This window comes from Microbacterium sp. MEC084, from assembly GCF_004514465.2.
Taxonomy (GTDB): Bacteria; Actinomycetota; Actinomycetes; order Actinomycetales; family Microbacteriaceae; genus Microbacterium.
In genome coordinates this window covers 261,880-280,659 of the sequence record NZ_MYFP02000001.1, presented here as the reverse complement: position 1 = coordinate 280,659, position 18,780 = coordinate 261,880, and the positions used below count along the sequence as shown (strand labels likewise).

Genomic DNA, 18,780 nt, shown 5'->3' with positions numbered 1-18,780 from the left:
CGTGATGTCGATCGACCTCAACTCCGACCTCGGCGAGAACACGCCCGACCGGATCGTGGCCGACGACGGGGCCATGCTCGGCATCGTGACGAGCGCGAACGTGGCCTGCGGGTTCCACGCCGGCAGCCCGGAGGGGATCCGCGACACGCTCGCAGCCGCCGTCGCGCACGGCGTCACGATCGGCGCCCACCCCGGCTACCGCGACTACGAGGGCTTCGGCCGCAACGCCATGGACGTCGACTCCGCGACGCTTCAGGCCCACGTCGAGTACCAGCTGGGCGCGCTCCTCGGCCTCGCGGCGGGGGTCGGCGGGAGGGTGCGATACGTCAAGCCGCACGGTGCGCTGTACAACACGATCGCGCGCGACGAGAGGCAGGCGCGCGACGTCGTCGCCGCGGTCCGGGCCGTGGACCCGTCGCTCGTGCTGCTCGGACTTGCAGGCGGTGTCGTCCTCGACGTCGCCGAGCGGGCCGGGCTCGCGACCGCTGCGGAGGCGTTCGCGGACCGCGCCTACACGCCCTCCGGGGACCTGGTCTCGCGCAGCGAGGCAGGCTCCGTGCTGCACGACCCCGACGAGGTCTCGACGCGCATGCTGCGCCTTGCACGCGAGGGGGTGATCCGAGCGATCGACGGCACCGACGTGCGGTTGCGCGCGGATTCGATCTGCGTGCACGGCGACAGCGCGGGCGCCATCGCGATGGCGGCCGCGACGCGGGCGCTGCTCGAGAGCGGGGGCATCCGGATCGCGCCGTTCGCGGAGGGAGCGCGATGACGCGTGCCGTGGACGATGCGCGCGCCGCGCGCGCGGCCTATCGAGGCGGGCTCGTCGCCCCGACGAGCGGCGTCGCGCACGGTCTCGTCCAGGCCAACCTCATCGCCGTGCCGGCGGACTGGGCGTACGACGTGCTCCTGTTCGCCCAGCGGAACCCCAAGCCCTGTCCCGTCCTGGAGGTGCTCGACGCCGGCGCCGTCGAGTCGACGCTCGCGCCGGGATCGGACCTGCGGACGGACCTCCCCGCCTACCGGGTGTGGCGCGACGGGGAGCTCGCAGAGGAGACGAGCGATGCGTCCGCCGCCTGGGCGGAGCACCCGGATCTGGTGTCCTTCCTGATCGGCTGCAGCTTCACGTTCGAAGCGGGCCTGACCGACGCCGGCATCCCGATCCGTCACCGCGAGCTCGGACGGAACGTGCCGATGTACCGCACCTCCCGGCAGTGCCTTCCGGCCGGGCGGCTGCGGGGCGAGATGGTCGTCTCCATGCGACCGGTGGCGGCGGACCGGGTGGCCGACGCGGTGAGGATCTCGGGCCGGTATCCCGCGGTGCACGGGGCGCCCGTGCACGTGGGCGACCCGGCGGCGCTCGGAGTGACGGATCTCGGACGACCGGACTTCGGCGACGCGCCCGAGATGCGCGACGGAGAGGTCCCCGTGTTCTGGGCGTGCGGCGTGACGCCGCAGGCGGCGATCATGGCGTCGCGTCCTCCGTTCGCGCTGACGCACGCGCCCGGGCACATGTTCGTGACGGACGTGCCGGACTCGGAGTACCTCGCGTGAGGCGGGTCCTCTCCGCCTCGGACCGGGCGCTGCTGGTCGAGGAGGATGACCTCGAGGGCTCCATGAGCCTGCATGCTGCGCTCCTCGCCGCCGGGCTGCCCGGTGTGCACGAGCTCGTGCCGGCGGCGCGCACGGTGCTCGTGCGCTTCGACCCGCTCGCGATCACCGGCACCGAGCTGCGCACGCGGATCGCGGCCCTGAGCGCCACGCGGGCCGCGGCGGTCGCGGCCGGCACCGTGACGCTGCCCGTCCGGTACGACGGCGAGGACCTCGACGAGGTGGCGCGCCATCTGGGGATCCCGGCCGACGAGGTCGTGGCGCGGCATCTCGGGGCGACCTGGCGCGTCGCGTTCACCGGGTACGCGCCCGGGTTCGGGTACCTGGTGGGCGACGATCCGATCTTCGACGTTCCGCGCCGCTCGTCCCCGCGCACGCGCATCCCGGCCGGGTCCGTGGGGCTCGCGGGGCACTTCTCCGGTGTGTATCCGCGAGAGAGCCCCGGCGGCTGGCAGCTCATCGGACGCACGGACGCCGTCATGTGGGACCTGCGTCGGGAGCCTCCGGCCCTGCTCGAGCCCGGCGCCGTGGTGCGGTTCGAGCGTGCGTCACGGGAGCGCGTCGAGCTCCCGCCTCCGGCGCCACCCGCGCCGCACCACGGCCCCTACGCCGTCGAGGTGGTGCGCCCGGGCCTGCAGCTGGTGATTCAGGATCTCGGGCGTCCCGGGCACGCTGCGCTCGGGGTCTCGGCGTCCGGGGTCGCCGACCGCAGGGCCCTTCGCGACGCGAACGTCGCCGTCGGCAATCGTCCCGGCGCGGCCGCCTTCGAGCTGGCCGGAGGCGGCGCCGTGCTCCGCTTCCGCGGCCCGGGGGTCGTCGCCGTGACAGGGGCCCGCGCGGATGCCGTGATCGCCAGGACGGACGGGGTCGAGCTGCCCGTGCCGCACGGGGCGCCGGCGTCCGTCGAGAGTGGGGACGAGCTGCGCCTCGGCCACGCCCGGGATGGGCTGCGCGCGGTGATCGCGGTGCGAGGGGGCATCGACCTCTCGCCGGCCCTGGGCAGCCTGTCCAGCGACACGCTCGCCGGTGTGGGGCCCATGGAGCTCGGCGGCGCCCCGCTCGCCGCGGGCATGGTCATCCCGCTCCACGGCCCCCGCGCGGGTTCCGCCGCCGTGCAGCCGGTGCCGGCTCCGCGCGACCCCCTTCCCGTCGCCGGCGAGGTCGTCGACCTCCGCGTCGTGCTCGGGCCACGCGATGACTGGTTCACGGCCGCCGGCGTGCGCACGCTCCTCGAGCAGGAGTGGACGGTCACGCCGCGGTCGGACCGCGTCGGCATCCGGCTCGCGGGCATCGTGCCGCTGGAGCGCGCGGTGCCCGGCGAGCTTCCCAGCGAGGGAGCCGTGACCGGCGCGATCCAGGTCCCGCCGGACGGGCAGCCCGTGCTGTTCCTGCCGGACCATCCGCTGACGGGCGGCTACCCGATCATCGGCGCCGTGATCGACGCCGACCTGGACCTGGCCGGCCAGCTGCCGCCCGGCGTCCGCATCCGCTTCCGAGCCGTCGCACCTCAGCGCGGCGCACATGACCAGACAGGAGCCTGATGTGCAGAAGGTGCTGATCGCCAACCGGGGCGAGATCGCCGTGCGGGTCATCCGGGCGCTCGCCGAGGCGGGGATGACATCCGTCGCGGTGTACGCGGATCAGGACGCCGACGCGCTGCACGTGCGTCTGGCCGACGAGGCGCAGGGACTGGGCGGCACCACGCCGGCCGACAGCTATCTCTCGATCGACCGGCTGATCGCCGCCGCGCGGGCCGCCGGCGCCGACGCGGTGCACCCGGGGTATGGCTTCCTCTCGGAGAGCGCCGCGTTCGCGCGCGCCGTCGAGGAGGCGGGTCTCATCTGGATCGGCCCCACGCCCGAGAGCATCGAGAGCCTCGGGGACAAGATCACGGCCCGCCGGATCGCCCAGAGCGTCGGGGCTCCGCTGGTGGCGGGCACCGACCGGCCGCTCGCGTCGGCGGAGGAGGCCGTCGCGTTCGCGACCGAGCACGGCCTGCCGATCGCCATCAAGGCGGCGTTCGGCGGCGGCGGCCGCGGCCTCAAGGTCGCCCGCCGGATGGAGGATGTCGCCGAGGCGTTCGCGTCCGCGTCGCGCGAGGCGGTGGCCGCCTTCGGCCGCGGGGAGTGCTTCGTCGAGCGGTTCCTGGAGCGTCCGCGCCACATCGAGGCGCAGGTGCTCGGCGACGGCGAGGGCGGGGTCGTCGTGGTCGGCGACCGGGACTGCTCGCTGCAGCGTCGCAACCAGAAGCTCGTCGAGGAGGCGCCGGCGCCCGGGCTGACCGAGGAGCAGAGGCGCCGCATCCACGACGCCGCACGCGACATCTGCGCGGCGGTGTCGTACCGCGGGGCGGGCACGGTCGAGTTCCTGATGGGCGCGGACGGCGTCATCTCGTTCCTCGAGGTCAACACGCGCCTCCAGGTCGAGCACCCGGTCACGGAGGCCGTGACCGGCGTGGACCTGGTGCGGGAGCAGCTGCGCATCGCGGCCGGTGAGGGGATGACGTTCCGCTCCACCCCGGAGCCCGTCGGCCATGCGATCGAGTTCCGGATCAACGCGGAGGACCCCGGCCGCGGGTTCCTGCCCAGTCCCGGCCGGGTGTCGGCGCTGAGGGTGCCCGGCGGCCCGGGCGTGCGCTGGGACGGCGGTCTCGAGGCCGGCGATGCAGTCCAGCCCGCATTCGACTCCCTGATCGCGAAACTGATCGTGCATGCGGCGGATCGGGACGCGGCGATCGTGCGCGCCCGGCGGGCCCTGCGCGAGCTCGGCGTCGAGGGCGTCGCCACCGTCGCGCCGTTCGCGCGGGAGCTGATCGACGACCCGGCGTTCACGACCGCCGGGTTCGCCGTGCACACGCAGTGGATCGAGTCCGAGCTGATGCCGCGGCTCGACGCGCAGGCGCGCCCGGAGCCGGTCGCGGCGGACGAGCTGCTTCGCTTCCCGATCGAGCTGGACGGACGGCGCGTCGTGCTCGGCCTGCCCGCGGCGCTGCTCGGCGGCCTCGGCGCGCCGTCGGCGTCGGCGGGGGTCGGGGACTCGGTCGAGGGGGAGGAGGCGGACCCGGCGGAGCTGGTCGCACCCGTGCCCGGCACGCTGGTGCGATGGCTCGCCGACGACGGCGCCTCGGTCGCCGCTGGGGAGGACGTCGCGGTCATCGACGCGATGAAGATGGAGACCCGGGTGCCCGCCCACCGCGCGGGCACGCTGCGTCACGCGGCGCAGGCGGGCGACGGCGTGCTCGTTGGGGAGGCCCTCGGCGCGATCGACGGCTGAGCGTCCGCCGCGAGCGCCGTCGCCGCGGGCCGCGTGTCCGTGGCCCCTCCTAGGCTGGAATCCATGCAGACGACCCGAAGCGTGCGCCCGTTCGAGGTGGTCAGCGAGTACGTGCCGTCCGGCGACCAGCCGAAGGCGATCGCCGAGCTCGCGGCCCGCATCAACGCGGGCGAGACCGACGTGGTCCTGCTCGGCGCGACCGGAACGGGCAAGTCCGCGACCACCGCCTGGCTGATCGAGCAGGTGCAGCGCCCGACGCTCGTGATGGCGCACAACAAGACGCTCGCGGCGCAGCTGGCGAACGAGTTCCGCGACCTGCTGCCGAACAACGCGGTCGAGTACTTCGTGTCGTACTACGACTACTACCAGCCCGAGGCCTACGTGCCGCAGACGGACACCTTCATCGAGAAGGACTCGTCGATCAACGCCGAGGTCGAGCGCCTGCGCCACTCGACGACGAACTCGCTGCTGAGCCGCCGCGACGTCGTGGTGGTCAGCACCGTGTCGTGCATCTACGGCCTCGGCTCGCCCGAGGAGTACCTGCGCGCCCTGGTCGCGCTGCAGGTGGGGGAGCGGTACGACCGCGACGCGCTCATCCGGCAGTTCATCGCGATGCAGTACAACCGCAACGACGTCGACTTCTCCCGCGGCAACTTCCGCGTGCGCGGCGACACGATCGAGATCATCCCCGTCTACGAGGAGCACGCGATCCGGATCGAGCTGTTCGGCGACGAGATCGAGGCGCTCTACAAGCTCCACCCGCTCACGGGTGACGTTATCGAGAGGCTCGACGCCGTCGCGATCTTCCCGGCCACCCACTACGCGGCGGGCACGGATACGATCCAGCGCGCCATCAAGACCATCGAGCACGAGCTCGAGGAGCGCCTCAAGGAGCTCGAGTCGCAGGGGAAGCTTCTCGAGGCCCAGCGTCTGCGGATGCGCACGACCTTCGACCTCGAGATGCTGCAGGAGCTCGGCTTCTGCTCGGGCATCGAGAACTACTCGCGTCACCTCGACGGACGCGGCCCGGGGGAGCCGCCGCACACGCTGCTGGACTTCTTCCCCGACGACTTCCTCCTGGTGATCGACGAGTCGCACGTCACCGTGCCGCAGATCGGGGCGATGTACGAGGGCGACGCGTCGCGCAAGCGGACGCTGGTCGAGCACGGCTTCCGCCTGCCCAGTGCGATGGACAACCGGCCGCTGCGCTGGGACGAGTTCAAGAACCGGATCGGCCAGACCGTGTACCTGTCCGCCACGCCGGGCAAGTACGAGATGGGCGTCGCCGACGGCGTCGTGGAGCAGATCATCCGTCCGACCGGCCTCGTCGACCCCGGGATCGTCGTGAAGCCGTCCAAGGGGCAGATCGACGACCTGCTCGAGCAGATCCGGATCCGCGTGGACCGCGACGAGCGCGTGCTCGTCACGACGCTGACCAAGAAGATGGCCGAGGAGCTCACGGACTTCCTCGGCGAGCACGGCGTGCGGGTGCGCTACCTGCACTCGGACGTCGACACCCTGCGCCGCGTCGAGCTGCTCACCGAGCTGCGGCAGGGCGTGTACGACGTGCTCGTCGGAATCAACCTGCTGCGAGAGGGCCTCGACCTTCCCGAGGTCTCGCTCGTGGCCATCCTGGACGCCGACAAGGAGGGCTTCCTGCGCTCGGGCACGTCGCTGATCCAGACGATCGGCCGCGCCGCGCGCAACGTGTCCGGTCAGGTGCACATGTACGCCGACACCATGACGGACTCGATGCGCAACGCGATCGAGGAGACCGAACGGCGCCGCGAGATCCAGATCGCGTACAACCGCGAGAACGGGATCGACCCGCAGCCGCTGCGCAAGCGCATCGCGGACATCACGGATCAGCTGGCGCGCGAGGGCGCCGACACCGACGCGCTGCTGTCGAAGCGCGACGCGTCACGCCTGAAGAGCGGCAAGGGCAAGACCCCGACGCCGATCAAGAAGCGCGAGGGGATCGCGGCCGAGGGGGCGCAGCAGCTCGAGGAGGCGATCGCCGACCTGACCCAGCAGATGCTGTCGGCGGCCGAGGAGCTCAAGTTCGAGCTCGCGGCCCGCCTGCGCGACGAGGTGCAGGACCTCAAGCGGGAGCTTCGCCAGATGGAGAAGGCCGGCCACGCCTGACCGGCGTCAGCCCTCCGGGCAGAGCAGCGTCTCGCCCTCCGGGCGATGGTCCCGCCGGGGGCGACCGCAGTGAGCGCACGGATCCCCGCCGCGGTCGCGCGGGACGTTCGGGCTGAGCTGGGGCGGACCCGCCAGCCGGATGAGCGTGGCGTTCGCCCACTGATACAGACCGCCGGCATCGCGCACCCTCTGGCGCCATGTGGTCTTCTCTGTCATAACGGTTAGTGTACTAAGACTGAATCGCTCCGGGCCGCGGTGCGGGGAACTCGACTCGCCCCGAGCCGGGCGGGATGATCCCGGGGCACACGAAAGGTTGAGGGGTACCCTGGAAACTATGGACATCGCCGCCGACGACCTGCTCAAGCTGGAGCGCCAGCTCTGCTTCGCGATGGTGACGGCGGCGCGCAACGTCGTGTCGATCTATCGCCCGGTCCTCGAGCCCATGGGGCTCACGCACCCGCAGTACCTCGTGATGGTCGCGCTGTGGGAGAAGTCGCCGCGCACGCTCAGCGAGCTGGCCGACGAGCTCGCGATGGACCCGGCGACGGCCTCGCCGCTCGTCAAGCGCCTCGAGGCGCAGGGGCTCATCCACCGCTCGCGCCGCGCGGACGACGAGCGCCGCCTCGACATCGAGCTGACGGACAAGGGGCAGGCCCTCCGCGAGCAGGCCCTCCTGGTGCCCGGCAAGGTGCTCGCCCGCCTCGGCATGTCGATCGACCAGGTGTCCGAGATCCGCGACGCGATCAAGCCCTTCACCGGGCGCTTCGAGCCGGTCGCCTAGCCTGGGGTTCGCCTGTGGGCGCGGGGCTCTCGGATCCCGTGTCGGAGGCCCCACCTAGACTGGAACGGTGTCGATCGTCCCCGTCTCCAGCCCCGGAAAGATCAGTGTGCGCGGTGCCCGCGTGCACAATCTGAAGAACGTCGACCTCGAGATCCCGCGGGACTCGATGGTCGTGTTCACGGGCCTGTCCGGGTCCGGCAAGTCGAGTCTCGCGTTCGACACCATCTTCGCCGAGGGGCAGCGCCGGTACGTCGAGTCGCTGAGCGCGTACGCGCGCCAGTTCCTGGGTCAGGTCGACCGTCCGGACGTGGACTTCATCGAGGGCCTCAGCCCGGCGGTCTCGATCGATCAGAAGTCGACGAACCGCAACCCGCGCTCGACCGTCGGCACGATCACCGAGATCTACGACTACATGCGCCTGCTCTGGGCGCGGATCGGCGTCCCGCACTGCCCGGAGTGCGGCGAGCGGATCCAGCGACAGACGGTGCAGCAGATCGCCGATCAGCTGAACGCGCTTCCCGAGGGCACCCGCTACCAGGTGGTCGCGCCGGTCGTGTCGCAGAAGAAGGGCGAGTTCGTCGACCTCTTCAAGGAGCTCGGCGCGAAGGGCTACTCGCGCGCGATCGTCGACGGCGACCTGATCCAGCTGTCCGAGCCGCCCGTGCTCAAGAAGAGCTACAAGCACGACATCTCGGTCGTGGTCGACCGCCTCGTCTCGCGCGAGAACATGCTCGGACGCATCACCGACTCGGTCGAGACCGCGCTGGGCCTCGCGGGGGGCGTGCTGCAGGTGAACTTCGTCGACGAGGAGGGCGAGGACGCGTGGCAGTCGTTCTCCGAGAAGCTGTCGTGCCCCAACGGGCACGCGCTGCAGCTGACCGAGATCGAGCCGCGCACGTTCTCGTTCAACGCGCCGTTCGGCGCGTGCCCCGCCTGCTCGGGCCTCGGCACCCGGATGTCGGTCGACGTCGAGCTCATGCTGGGCGACGAGGAGCTCTCGATCCGCGAGGGCGTCATCGTCCCGTGGACGACGCAGGGCAAGGGGCTGTTCCAGTATTACGAGCGCCTGCTGGTGGGCCTCGCGCACGACCTGAACTTCTCGCTCGACACCCCGTGGCGCGCGCTGCCCGAGTCGGTCAAGGACGCCGTGCTGTACGGCGAGGGCTACAACGTCAACGTCCGCTACAAGAACCGCTGGGGACGCGAGGTCCGCTACGCGAGCGGCTTCGAGGGCGTCGTCCCGTACATCGAGCGGCAGTGGTCGCAGGCCGAGAGCGACAGCCAGCGGCAGCGCTGGGCCGAGTACCTCCGCGAGGTGCCGTGCCCCGCGTGCGATGGGGACCGCCTCAAGCCCGAGGTGCTCGCGGTCAAGGTGCACGACCGCTCGATCGCCGAGGTGTCGCACCTCAGCCTCGACGACGCGCGCGCGTTCATGGAGCTGCTCACGCTGACGGACCGCGAGGCCCACATCGCCGCGCAGGTGCTGCGCGAGATCCGCGTGCGCCTCGACTTCCTGATCCGGGTGGGCCTCAACTACCTCACGCTCAGCCGCAGCGCGGGCTCGCTGTCGGGCGGCGAGGCGCAGCGCATCCGCCTGGCGACCCAGATCGGCACGGGCCTGACCGGCGTGCTGTACGTGCTCGACGAACCGTCCATCGGCCTGCACCAGCGCGACAACCGCCGGCTCATCGAGACCCTCATCACGCTGCGCGACCTCGGCAACACTCTCGTGGTCGTGGAGCACGACGAGGAGACCATCGAGGCGGCCGACTGGATCGTCGACATCGGTCCCGGGGCGGGCGAGGGCGGCGGCGAGGTCGTGCACTCCGGCCCCTACAAGCAGCTGCTCGCGGACAAGACCTCGATCACGGGCGACTACCTCTCGGGGCGCCGCGAGATCCCCGTGCCGTCCAAGCGCCGCCGCATCGACCGCAAGCGCATGCTGACGGTCGTGGGGGCCCGCGAGAACAACCTGCGCGACGTCACCGCCGAGTTCCCGCTCGGCGTGCTGACGGCCGTCACGGGCGTGAGCGGCTCGGGCAAGTCGACGCTCGTGAACGACATCCTCTACGAGGTCCTCGCCACGCGTCTCAACGGCGCGCGCCGGGTCGCGGGCAAGCACACGCGCGTCACGGGCCTCGAGCACCTCGACAAGGTCGTCCACGTCGACCAGGCGCCGATCGGCCGCACCCCGCGGTCGAACCCGGCCACGTACACGGGCGTGTTCGACCGGATCCGCAACCTGTTCGCCGAGACGCCCGAGGCGAAGGTGCGCGGCTACCAGGCCGGCCGGTTCAGCTTCAACGTCAAGGGCGGCCGCTGCGAGGCGTGCTCGGGCGACGGCACCCTGAAGATCGAGATGAACTTCCTGCCCGACGTGTACGTCGACTGCGAGGTCTGCCACGGCAAGCGGTACAACCGCGACACGCTGCAGGTGCACTACAAGGGCAAGAACATCGCCGAGGTGCTCGAGATGTCGATCGCCGAGGCGGCCGAGTTCTTCGAGCCGATCCAGGCCATCCACCGCTACATGAAGACGCTCGTCGACGTCGGGCTCGGCTACGTGCGCCTCGGTCAGTCGGCGACGACCCTGTCGGGCGGCGAGGCGCAGCGCGTCAAGCTCGCCACCGAGCTCCAGCGCCGCAGCAACGGCCGCAGCGTCTACGTGCTCGACGAGCCCACAACGGGTCTTCACTTCGAGGACGTGCGCCGCCTGCTCGAGGTGCTCGACAGCCTGGTCGAGAAGGGCAACACGGTCATCGTGATCGAGCACAACCTCGACGTGATCAAGTCGGCCGACTGGATCATCGACCTCGGCCCCGAGGGCGGCTCGGGCGGTGGGCAGATCATCGCGACGGGCACCCCGGAGCAGGTCGCCGAGGTCGAGGGCAGTCACACCGGCGCGTTCCTCGCGGAGGTGCTCGGCATGCGCGAGCGCCACCGCAAGGCCGGGTAGGCATGGCGGGGCAGCTTCCCTACAAGCCGAAGCCGGGGGAGATCCCCACCAACCCGGGGGTCTACCGGTTCCGTGACGCGCACGGGCGGGTGCTGTACGTCGGCAAGGCCAAGAACCTGCGCCAGCGTCTGTCGAACTACTTCGCGCCGCTGCACACGCTGCACGAGCGCACGCGGCGCATGGTCACCACGGCCTCGTCCGTCGAGTGGACGGTCGTGCCGACCGACGTGGACTCGCTGCAGCTCGAGTACCAGTGGATCAAGGAGTTCGATCCGCCGTACAACGTGCGATACCGGGACGACAAGTCGTACCCGTTCATGGCGATCACGCTCGGTGACGAGGCGCCCCGCGTCATGGTCACGCGCAACCGCCGCATCCCCGGGGCGAAGTACTTCGGCCCGTATCCCAAGGTCTGGGCCGTGCACGACACGATCGACCTGATGATCAAGGTCTTCCCGATCCGCACCTGCAGCGACTCGTCCTACAAGCGCGCGATGCAGACCGGCAGGCCGTGCTTCCCGGGTCAGATCGGCAAGTGCGGCGGTCCGTGCTCGCATCGCGTCACGATCGAGGAGCATCGGGCGATCGTCGACGACTTCATCGCCTTCATGAACGGCGGCGACGAGCGCTTCACGCGCGACCTCACGGCGCGGATGAAGGCGGCCGCCGCGGCCATGGACTACGAGCAGGCCGCCGTCCTGCGCGACAAGCTCGCGTCGATCGAGGCCGTGCTCAACAAGAGCGCCCTCGTGCTGCCCGAGCACGCCGACGCCGACCTGTTCGGCGTCGCGGAGGACGAGCTCTCCGCCGCGGTCCACCGCTTCGTCATCCGGGGCGGCCGGGTGCGAGGCGTGACCTCGACCACGATCGACAAGGAGCTCGACATCTCGGGCGGCGACCTGGTCGACCAGATCCTGCAGCGCGCCTACGGCGACGCGGCGCCCGCCGACATCCCGCGGCGCGTGCTCGTGCCCGTGCTCCCGCCCGACGCGCACGAGCTCGAGGAGTGGCTGCGCAGCCGCCGCGGCAGGGCGGTCGAGATCGCCGTGGCCCAGCGCGGCCCGCGCGCCGAGCTGCTGCGCAACGCCACGCTCAACGCGCAGCAGGCGCTGCTGCGGCACAAGACCCGGCGCACGAGCGACTACGCCGCCCGCACTCAGGCGCTCGCCGACCTGCAGGAGGCGCTGGGGATGTCCGAGGCGCCTCTGCGCATCGAGTGCTTCGACATCTCGCATCTGCAGGGCACGAACGTCGTGGGCTCCATGGTGGTGTTCGAGGACGGGCTGCCCCGCAAGGACCAGTACCGCTCGTTCTCGATCGCGCACACGACCGACGACACGGACTCGATCCACCAGGTGCTGACGCGGCGGCTCGCGCACCTCGACCGGCCGGAGCCCGACGAGACCGCCGAGGCCGAGGCAGGGGAGGAGTCGCAGGCCCGCCGGCGCCGGCGCTTCGCGTACCCGCCGCAGCTGCTGATCGTCGACGGCGGTCGTCCCCAGGTGGAGGCCGCGGCGCGCGCGCTGCGCGAGGCCGGGCACGATGAGATCGCGCTGTGCGGCATCGCCAAGCGCCTCGAGGAGATCTGGCTGCCCGGCGACGACTTCCCGGTCATCCTGCCGCGCACGAGCGAGGCGCTCTACCTCGTCCAGCGCCTGCGCGACGAGGCGCACCGGTTCGCGATCTCGCACCAGCGGCGGCGTCGCAAGCGCGACATCCGCAGCGTCCTGAGCGAGGTCCCGGGGCTCGGCGAGGCGCGCATCAAGGCGCTCCTGCGGCACTTCGGGTCCGTCGCGGCGCTGCGCGGCGCCACCGTGGCGCAGATCGAGGAGCTGCCGGGCATCGGCCCCAAGCTGGCCCAGACGATCCACCGGCACCTGCAGGGGGAGCCGGCCGACATCCCTGAGGCCGAGGCCGCGGAGCCCGGCGAGATTCCGGCCGAGGCGCCGAGCGCATAGGCTTGACGAGATGATCGACGACGCCGAGGCGCGCGAGGACCCCGCCGGCACGGGAGAGGTGCTGATCGTCACCGGCATGTCCGGAGCCGGCCGCTCGACCGTGGCGAACGCGCTCGAGGACCTCGACTGGTACGTCGTCGACAACCTCCCGCCGCAGATGCTGCGGCCGCTTCTCGACCTCGCGGGCCGGCTCGGCGGGCGGCTGCCCCGGGTCGCCGCGGTCGTGGACGTGCGCGGGCGCGACCTCTTCGCCGAGCTCCCGGCCGAGGCGCAGGCGATCCGCGACAGCAGCAACCTGCGCGTGGTGTTCCTGGATGCGGCGGACGACGTGCTGGTGCGCCGGTTCGAGGCCGTCCGGCGCCCGCATCCGCTGCAGGGCAACGGGACGATCGTCGACGGCATCCGTCGCGAGCGCGGGCTCCTGGCGCCGCTGCGGGAGAGCGCCGACGTGATCATCGACACGTCGACCTTCAACGTGCACCAGCTCGCCAACCGGGTGAGCGACCTGTTCGCCGACGCCGAGGCCCCGGCCCACGTGGTGACCGTCCAGAGCTTCGGGTTCAAGTACGGCGTGCCGCCCGACGCCGACCTCGTCGCCGACATGCGGTTCCTGCCGAACCCGTTCTGGATCGACGAGCTGCGCGGCCAGACCGGCGAGGACGCCGAGGTCTCCCGCTACGTCCTCGAGCAGGAGGGCGCCTCCGAGTTCCTCGACGCGTACGCCGTCGCGCTGCGGCCGGTGCTGGCCGGCTACCAGCGCGAGAACAAGCGGCATTCGACCGTCGCCGTGGGCTGCACCGGCGGAAAGCACCGCTCGGTCGCGATGGCGGTCGCGCTCGCGGACCGCCTCAAGGACGTCCCGGGCGTGGCGGTGCGCGTGCGCCACCGGGATCTGGGGCGCGAGTAAGGCCGCGCGGATCCACCGGTAGCGCGTCCGGCTGAGAGACAGCCCCGCGGCGCGGGCGGGTCCCGCCAGGTAGGCTGATCCATCGCGCCAGGGGATGGCGTCGCAGTCCGAGAAGTGGGGAGAACGGTGTCACTGACCGCCGATGTCAAGGCCGAGCTGGTCGCGGTGCGCGATCCGCGTCCGACGGTGCGAGTGGCGGAGCTGACCGCCCTGCTGCGCTTCGCGGGCGGACTGCACTCGATCGCCGGCCGCGTCGCGGTCGAGGCCGAGGTCGACACCCCCGATCTCGCGCGCCGCACCGCGCGCGACATCGCCGAGATCTACGGCGTGCGCCCCGAGCTGGCCCGCGTCCAGGGCTCCGGCAGCCGCGAGGGCGAGTTCTTCGCCGTGCGGGTCGTCGACGGCGGCGAGACCCTCGCGCGTCAGACCGGCCTGCTCGACGTGCGCCGCCGCCCCGTGCGCGGCCTCCCGAACCGCCTCACCACCGGCTCCCGCGACGACCTCGCGGCCGTCTGGCGCGGCGCGTTCCTGGCCTCCGGGAGCCTGTCCGAGCCCGGCCGCTCGGCCTCGCTCGAGATCGCGTGCCCGACCGGTGAGGCCGGCATGGCGCTCGTCGGCGCCGCCCACCGCATCGGCATCGGCGCCAAGGCCCGCGAGGTGCGCGGCGTGCCGCGCGTCGTGGTGCGCGAGGCCGAGGGCATCCGCGGCATGCTGATCGCCATGGGCGCCGCGCAGACGGCGGCCGAGTGGGATCAGTTGCGCCAGCGCCGCGAGGTGCGCGCCGGCGTGAACCGCCTCGTGAACTTCGACGACGCGAACCTGCGCCGCTCGGCCCAGGCCGCCGTCGCGGCCTGCGCCCGCGTGGAGCGCGCGCTCGAGATCCTCGGCGACGAGGTGCCGCCGCACCTGAAGCAGGCCGGAGAGCTGCGCCTCGCGCACCGCGACGCGAGCCTCGACGAGCTCGGGCACCACGCCGAGCCGCCGCTCACGAAGGACGCCGTGGCGGGCCGCATCCGCCGCCTGCTCGCGATGGCCGACAAGCGCGCCGAGCAGGATGGCATCCCCGGCACCGAGTCCGCGGTGCCCGCCGGCAGCTGAGCCCCGGACGTCATATCGAGGACGCGGGCGAGCCGACCTCTCCGAGCGTCACTAGGATGAGGATCGTCCGGTCCCGTCGCGCGAGCGACGTGGAGGTACACCGATAGCGCCGTTGCCGCGGCGCGGATGGGATCATCGCATGGCTGTCTACACCCTCCCCGACCTGCCTTACGACTACGCGGCCCTCGAGCCTCACATCAGCGGCAAGATCATGGAGCTGCACCACGACAAGCACCACGCGGCCTACGTCGCCGGCGCCAACACGGCTCTCGAGCAGCTCGCCGCCGCCCGCGAGAGCGGTGACTTCGCCAACGTGAACAAGCTCGAGAAGGACCTCGCCTTCCACCTCGGCGGACACACCAACCACACGATCTTCTGGAACAACCTGTCGCCCAACGGCGGCGGGGAGCCCGAGGGCGAGCTGGCCGCCGCGATCGCCGACCAGTTCGGCTCGTTCGCCGCGTTCCAGGCCCACTTCGCGGCCGTCGCGAACGGCATCCAGGGCTCGGGCTGGTCGGTCCTCGCGTGGGACGCCATCGGCCAGCGCCTCTCGATCTTCCAGCTGTTCGACCAGCAGGCCAACGTGCCGCTGGGTCTCACGCCGCTCCTCATGCTCGACATGTGGGAGCACGCGTTCTACCTCGACTACCTCAACGTGAAGGCGGAGTACGTCAAGGCGTTCTGGAACATCGCCAACTGGCAGGATGTGTCCGCCCGCTTCGACGCCGCCCGCGAGAAGACCGCCGGCCTGCTCGTCGCCGGCTGACCGACGGTGGTCCCGGCGGGGTGCGTGCCCGCCGGGACCGGCACCGTCACCACCCCACCGCGCGCTCCCCGCGTGCATGACCCACAGGAGACCTCAGTGTCCGTCAGGATCGGAATCAACGGCTTCGGCCGCATCGGCCGCAACTTCGTCCGCGCCGCCCTCGCTCAGGGCGCGGACTTCGAGATCGTGGGTGTCAACGATCTCACCGACAACAAGGCGCTCGCGCAGCTGCTCAAGTACGACTCGGTCGGCGGCCCGCTCGGCAAGGACGTGACCTACGACGAGCAGTCGATCACGGTCGACGGCAAGGTCATCAAGGCCTTCGCCGAGCGCGACCCCGCGGCGCTGCCGTGGGGCGAGATCGGCGCCGACATCGTCATCGAGTCGACCGGTCGCTTCACAAAGCCCGACGACGCCGCCAAGCACCTCGCCGCCGGCGCGAAGAAGGTTCTCATCTCGGCCCCTGCCAGCGGCCCGGCGCCCACCTTCGTCATGGGCGTGAACGAGGAGAGCTACGACCCCGAGAACGACCACGTCATCTCGAACGCGTCGTGCACCACCAACGCCCTCGCGCCCCTCGCCAAGGTCTTCAACGACGCGTTCGGCATCGAGCGCGGCTTCATGATGACCGCGCACGCGTACACGGCCGACCAGAACCTCCAGGACGGCCCGCACAGCGACCTGCGTCGCGCGCGCGCCGCCGCGATCAACATCGTTCCGACCTCGACCGGCGCCGCGAAGGCGATCGGCCTCGTGCTGCCCGAGCTCAACGGCAAGCTCGACGGCACCAGCTACCGCGTCCCGGTTCCCACCGGCTCGATCGTGGACCTCACGCTGATCACCAAGGAGGGCCTGACGAAGGAGGAGATCAACGAGGCGTACAAGGCGGCCGCCGCCGAGGGTCGCCTCAACGGCATCCTGCAGTACTCGGAGGACCCGCTGGTCTCGAGCGACATCCAGCAGAACCCGTTCTCGTCGATCTTCGACTCGGGCCTGACGAGCGTCGCCGGCAACCTCGCCAAGGTCTCGGCCTGGTACGACAACGAGTGGGGCTACTCGAACCGCCTCGTCGACCTCGCGGAGTACGTGGGCGAGCGTCTCTGACCCACACCCGTCGCACGAGGGCCCGTCGGTGATCCGGCGGGCCTTCGTCGTCCCCGCGGGCGCGGTAGAGTCGGACCGATGTCTCTGCGAACTCTCGAATCCCTCGGTTCGGTCGCCGGCAAGCGCGTCATCGTGCGGTGCGACCTCAACGTTCCTCTCAAGGACGGCCAGATCACGGACGACGGCCGCGTGCGCGCCTCGCTCCCCACTCTCAACGCATTGATCAATGCGGGCGCCCGCGTCGTCGTGTGCTCCCACCTGGGCCGCCCCAACGGCGCCCCCGACCCGCAGTACAGCCTCGCGCCCGTCGCGCAGCGCCTGTCCGAACTGCTCGGCAAGCCCGTCGCCTTCGCGCGCGACACCGTGGGCGAGTCGGCGCACGAGGCGGTCGCGGCCCTCGAGGACGGTGACATCGCCGTGCTCGAGAACCTGCGCTTCAACGCGGGCGAGACCGCCAAGGACGACGCCGCGCGCCGCGCGTTCGCGGAGCAGCTCGCGGAGCTGGGCGACGTGATGGTCTCGGACGGCTTCGGCGTCGTGCACCGCAAGCAGGCGAGCGTCTACGACCTGGCCGAACTGCTCCCGAGCGCCGCCGGCCTGCTGATCGCGGCCGAGCTCGACGTGCTCGACCGCCTCACCGAGACGCCCGAGCGTCCCTACACGGTCGTGCTGGGCGGCTCCAAGGTCTCCGACAAGCTCGGCGTGATCGACCACCTGCTGCCGCGCGTCGACCGCCTGCTGATCGGCGGCGGCATGCTGTTCACGTTCCTCGCGGCCCAGGGCCACAAGGTGGGCTCGAGTCTCCTCGAGGAGGACCAGCTCGACACCGTCCGCGGCTACATCCGCCAGGCGGAGGAGAAGGGCGTGGAGCTGGTGCTCCCGACCGACATCGTCGTGGCGTCGAAGTTCGGCGCCGACGCGGAGCACGTGGTGACTGCGGCCGACGCGATCGAGGAGACACCCTTCGGCGCCTCGGGTCTCGGCCTCGACATCGGTCCCGACAGCGCGGCCGCGTTCGCGGAGGCCGTGCGCGGCTCCAAGACCGTGTTCTGGAACGGCCCCATGGGCGTGTTCGAGCTCGCGCCGTTCGCGGCCGGCACCAAGGCCGTCGCGCAGGCCCTCACCGAGGTCGACGGCCTGAGCGTCGTCGGCGGCGGCGACTCCGCCGCGGCCGTCCGTCAGCTCGGCTTCGACGACGACCGCTTCGGTCACATCTCGACCGGCGGCGGCGCCAGCCTCGAGTTCCTCGAGGGCAAGAAGCTCCCCGGACTGGAGGTCCTCGGATGGGCGTGAGCACCCGCACCCCGCTGATCGCGGGCAACTGGAAGATGAACCTCGACCACCTGCAGGCGGTCGCCTTCGTGCAGAAGCTGCACTGGGCGCTGAAGGACGCCAAGCACGAGTTCGAGGCGGTCGACGTCACGGTCTTCCCGCCGTACACCGACCTGCGCAGCGTGCAGACGCTGATCGACGCCGACAAGATCCCGTTCGGCCTCGGCGCGCAGGACCTGTCGACGCACGACTCGGGCGCGTACACGGGCGAGATCTCGGGAGCGTTCCTCAAGCGCCTCGACGTCGGGTCGGTCATCATCGGCCACTCGGAGCGCCGCGACTACCACCAGGAGACCGACGAGGTCGTGGCCGCCAAGGTGCAGGCCGCGCTCCGTCATGAGCTCGTCCCGGTGATCTGCGTCGGCGAGACCGCCGAGGACCTCGAGAAGCACGGCGCGAGCGCCGTGCCGGTGGGTCAGCTCGAGATCGCCCTCGAGGGCGTTCCGGCGAAGGCCGACATCGTGGTGGCGTACGAGCCGGTCTGGGCCATCGGCTCGGGCCAGGCCGCGACCCCCGAGCAGGCCCAGGAGGTCTGCGCCAAGCTGCGCGAGGTCGTCAAGGCCAAGCTCGGCGAGGACGCGGCCGCGCGCACGCGCATCCTGTACGGCGGCTCGGTCAAGGCCGCGAACATCGCGAGCTTCATGCGCCAGCCCGACGTCGACGGCGCCCTGGTGGGCGGCGCGAGCCTCGTCGTCGACGAGTTCGCCGCGATCGTCCGCTTCCAGAAGCACGTCGGCGTCTGACGCCCAGCCCGCTCGGCGGCGCCCCGTTCCCGGGGTGCCGCCGAGCGGCCCGTATACTGAACCTTCGTGCGGGTAACGAGTTCCGCACCCACGAAAGGGCCTGTTC

General features: G+C 71.6%; 14 protein-coding genes. All 14 read left to right on the top strand.

The annotated features are described in order from the left end of the window. Window position 1: 1 nt before the first annotated feature. The 14 genes from B5M43_RS01350 to tpiA all read left to right on the top strand — a co-directional run bounded on the left by B5M43_RS01350 (window position 2) and on the right by tpiA (window position 18,674). The gene (locus B5M43_RS01350) at window positions 2–772 is read left to right on the top strand and encodes a LamB/YcsF family protein (protein WP_134744985.1); all 771 of its coding nucleotides are present in this window, start codon (window positions 2–4) and stop codon (window positions 770–772) included. Then, window positions 769–1,554: a putative hydro-lyase gene (locus tag B5M43_RS01345; protein WP_134744984.1), complete on the top strand. Its 786-nt coding sequence runs from the start codon at window positions 769–771 to the stop codon at window positions 1,552–1,554. Before B5M43_RS01350 ends, B5M43_RS01345 begins: the two co-directional genes overlap by 4 nt. Then, window positions 1,551–3,152 carry an urea amidolyase family protein gene (locus B5M43_RS01340; protein WP_230667501.1) on the top strand — a complete coding sequence of 534 codons (1,602 nt, stop codon included), beginning with the start codon at window positions 1,551–1,553 and terminating at the stop codon, window positions 3,150–3,152. Before B5M43_RS01345 ends, B5M43_RS01340 begins: the two co-directional genes overlap by 4 nt. Then, entirely contained in the window at window positions 3,133–4,884 is a 1,752-nt protein-coding gene (locus tag B5M43_RS01335) for a biotin carboxylase N-terminal domain-containing protein (protein WP_230667499.1), read from the top strand. Before B5M43_RS01340 ends, B5M43_RS01335 begins: the two co-directional genes overlap by 20 nt. Window positions 4,885–4,947: 63 nt before the next feature. Then, complete coding sequence (gene uvrB / locus B5M43_RS01330; RefSeq protein WP_134744983.1) at window positions 4,948–7,029, top strand: excinuclease ABC subunit UvrB; 2,082 nt, start codon at window positions 4,948–4,950, stop codon at window positions 7,027–7,029. 334 nt (window positions 7,030–7,363) lie between these two features. After that, entirely contained in the window at window positions 7,364–7,810 is a 447-nt protein-coding gene (locus B5M43_RS01325) for a MarR family winged helix-turn-helix transcriptional regulator (protein ID WP_134744982.1), read from the top strand. 67 nt (window positions 7,811–7,877) lie between these two features. Then, window positions 7,878–10,766, top strand: a complete 2,889-nt coding sequence (gene uvrA / locus B5M43_RS01320) for an excinuclease ABC subunit UvrA (protein WP_134744981.1) — start codon at window positions 7,878–7,880, stop codon at window positions 10,764–10,766. A 2-nt stretch (window positions 10,767–10,768) separates the two neighbouring features. Continuing rightward, complete coding sequence (gene uvrC, locus B5M43_RS01315; RefSeq protein ID WP_134744980.1) at window positions 10,769–12,724, top strand: excinuclease ABC subunit UvrC; 1,956 nt, start codon at window positions 10,769–10,771, stop codon at window positions 12,722–12,724. Between the two features lie 10 nt (window positions 12,725–12,734). Further along, entirely contained in the window at window positions 12,735–13,631 is an 897-nt protein-coding gene (gene rapZ / locus B5M43_RS01310) for an RNase adapter RapZ (RefSeq protein WP_055989466.1), read from the top strand. 126 nt (window positions 13,632–13,757) lie between these two features. Then, entirely contained in the window at window positions 13,758–14,729 is a 972-nt protein-coding gene (whiA, locus tag B5M43_RS01305) for a DNA-binding protein WhiA (RefSeq protein ID WP_134744979.1), read from the top strand. A gap of 139 nt (window positions 14,730–14,868) precedes the next feature. After that, entirely contained in the window at window positions 14,869–15,495 is a 627-nt protein-coding gene (locus B5M43_RS01300; RefSeq protein ID WP_134744978.1) for a superoxide dismutase, read from the top strand. 96 nt (window positions 15,496–15,591) lie between these two features. Next, entirely contained in the window at window positions 15,592–16,599 is a 1,008-nt protein-coding gene (gene gap / locus B5M43_RS01295; protein ID WP_055989458.1) for a type I glyceraldehyde-3-phosphate dehydrogenase, read from the top strand. A gap of 78 nt (window positions 16,600–16,677) precedes the next feature. Then, window positions 16,678–17,892 (top strand): phosphoglycerate kinase, encoded by a 1,215-nt coding sequence (gene pgk / locus B5M43_RS01290; protein WP_134744977.1) that lies wholly within the window; start codon window positions 16,678–16,680, stop codon window positions 17,890–17,892. Continuing rightward, on the top strand, window positions 17,883–18,674 hold the full coding sequence (gene tpiA, locus B5M43_RS01285; protein WP_134744976.1) for a triose-phosphate isomerase: 792 nt from the start codon (window positions 17,883–17,885) through the stop codon (window positions 18,672–18,674). The genes pgk and tpiA overlap by 10 nt, the downstream gene beginning before the upstream one ends. The last annotated feature ends 106 nt before the right edge of the window (window positions 18,675–18,780 follow it).

Excerpts from the sequence above, each read along its gene's own strand:
- uvrC (WP_134744980.1), top strand. The coding sequence starts at position 10,769 with ATGGCGGGGCAGCTTCCCTACAAGCCGAAGCCGGGGGAGATCCCCACC.
- B5M43_RS01345 (WP_134744984.1), top strand. The coding sequence starts at position 769 with ATGACGCGTGCCGTGGACGATGCGCGCGCCGCGCGCGCGGCCTATCGA.
- pgk (WP_134744977.1), top strand. The coding sequence starts at position 16,678 with ATGTCTCTGCGAACTCTCGAATCCCTCGGTTCGGTCGCCGGCAAGCGC.
- uvrB (WP_134744983.1), top strand. The coding sequence starts at position 4,948 with ATGCAGACGACCCGAAGCGTGCGCCCGTTCGAGGTGGTCAGCGAGTAC.
- B5M43_RS01325 (WP_134744982.1), top strand. The coding sequence starts at position 7,364 with ATGGACATCGCCGCCGACGACCTGCTCAAGCTGGAGCGCCAGCTCTGC.
- B5M43_RS01300 (WP_134744978.1), top strand. The coding sequence starts at position 14,869 with ATGGCTGTCTACACCCTCCCCGACCTGCCTTACGACTACGCGGCCCTC.
- B5M43_RS01335 (WP_230667499.1), top strand. The coding sequence starts at position 3,133 with ATGACCAGACAGGAGCCTGATGTGCAGAAGGTGCTGATCGCCAACCGG.
- tpiA (WP_134744976.1), top strand. The coding sequence starts at position 17,883 with ATGGGCGTGAGCACCCGCACCCCGCTGATCGCGGGCAACTGGAAGATG.
- rapZ (WP_055989466.1), top strand. The coding sequence starts at position 12,735 with ATGATCGACGACGCCGAGGCGCGCGAGGACCCCGCCGGCACGGGAGAG.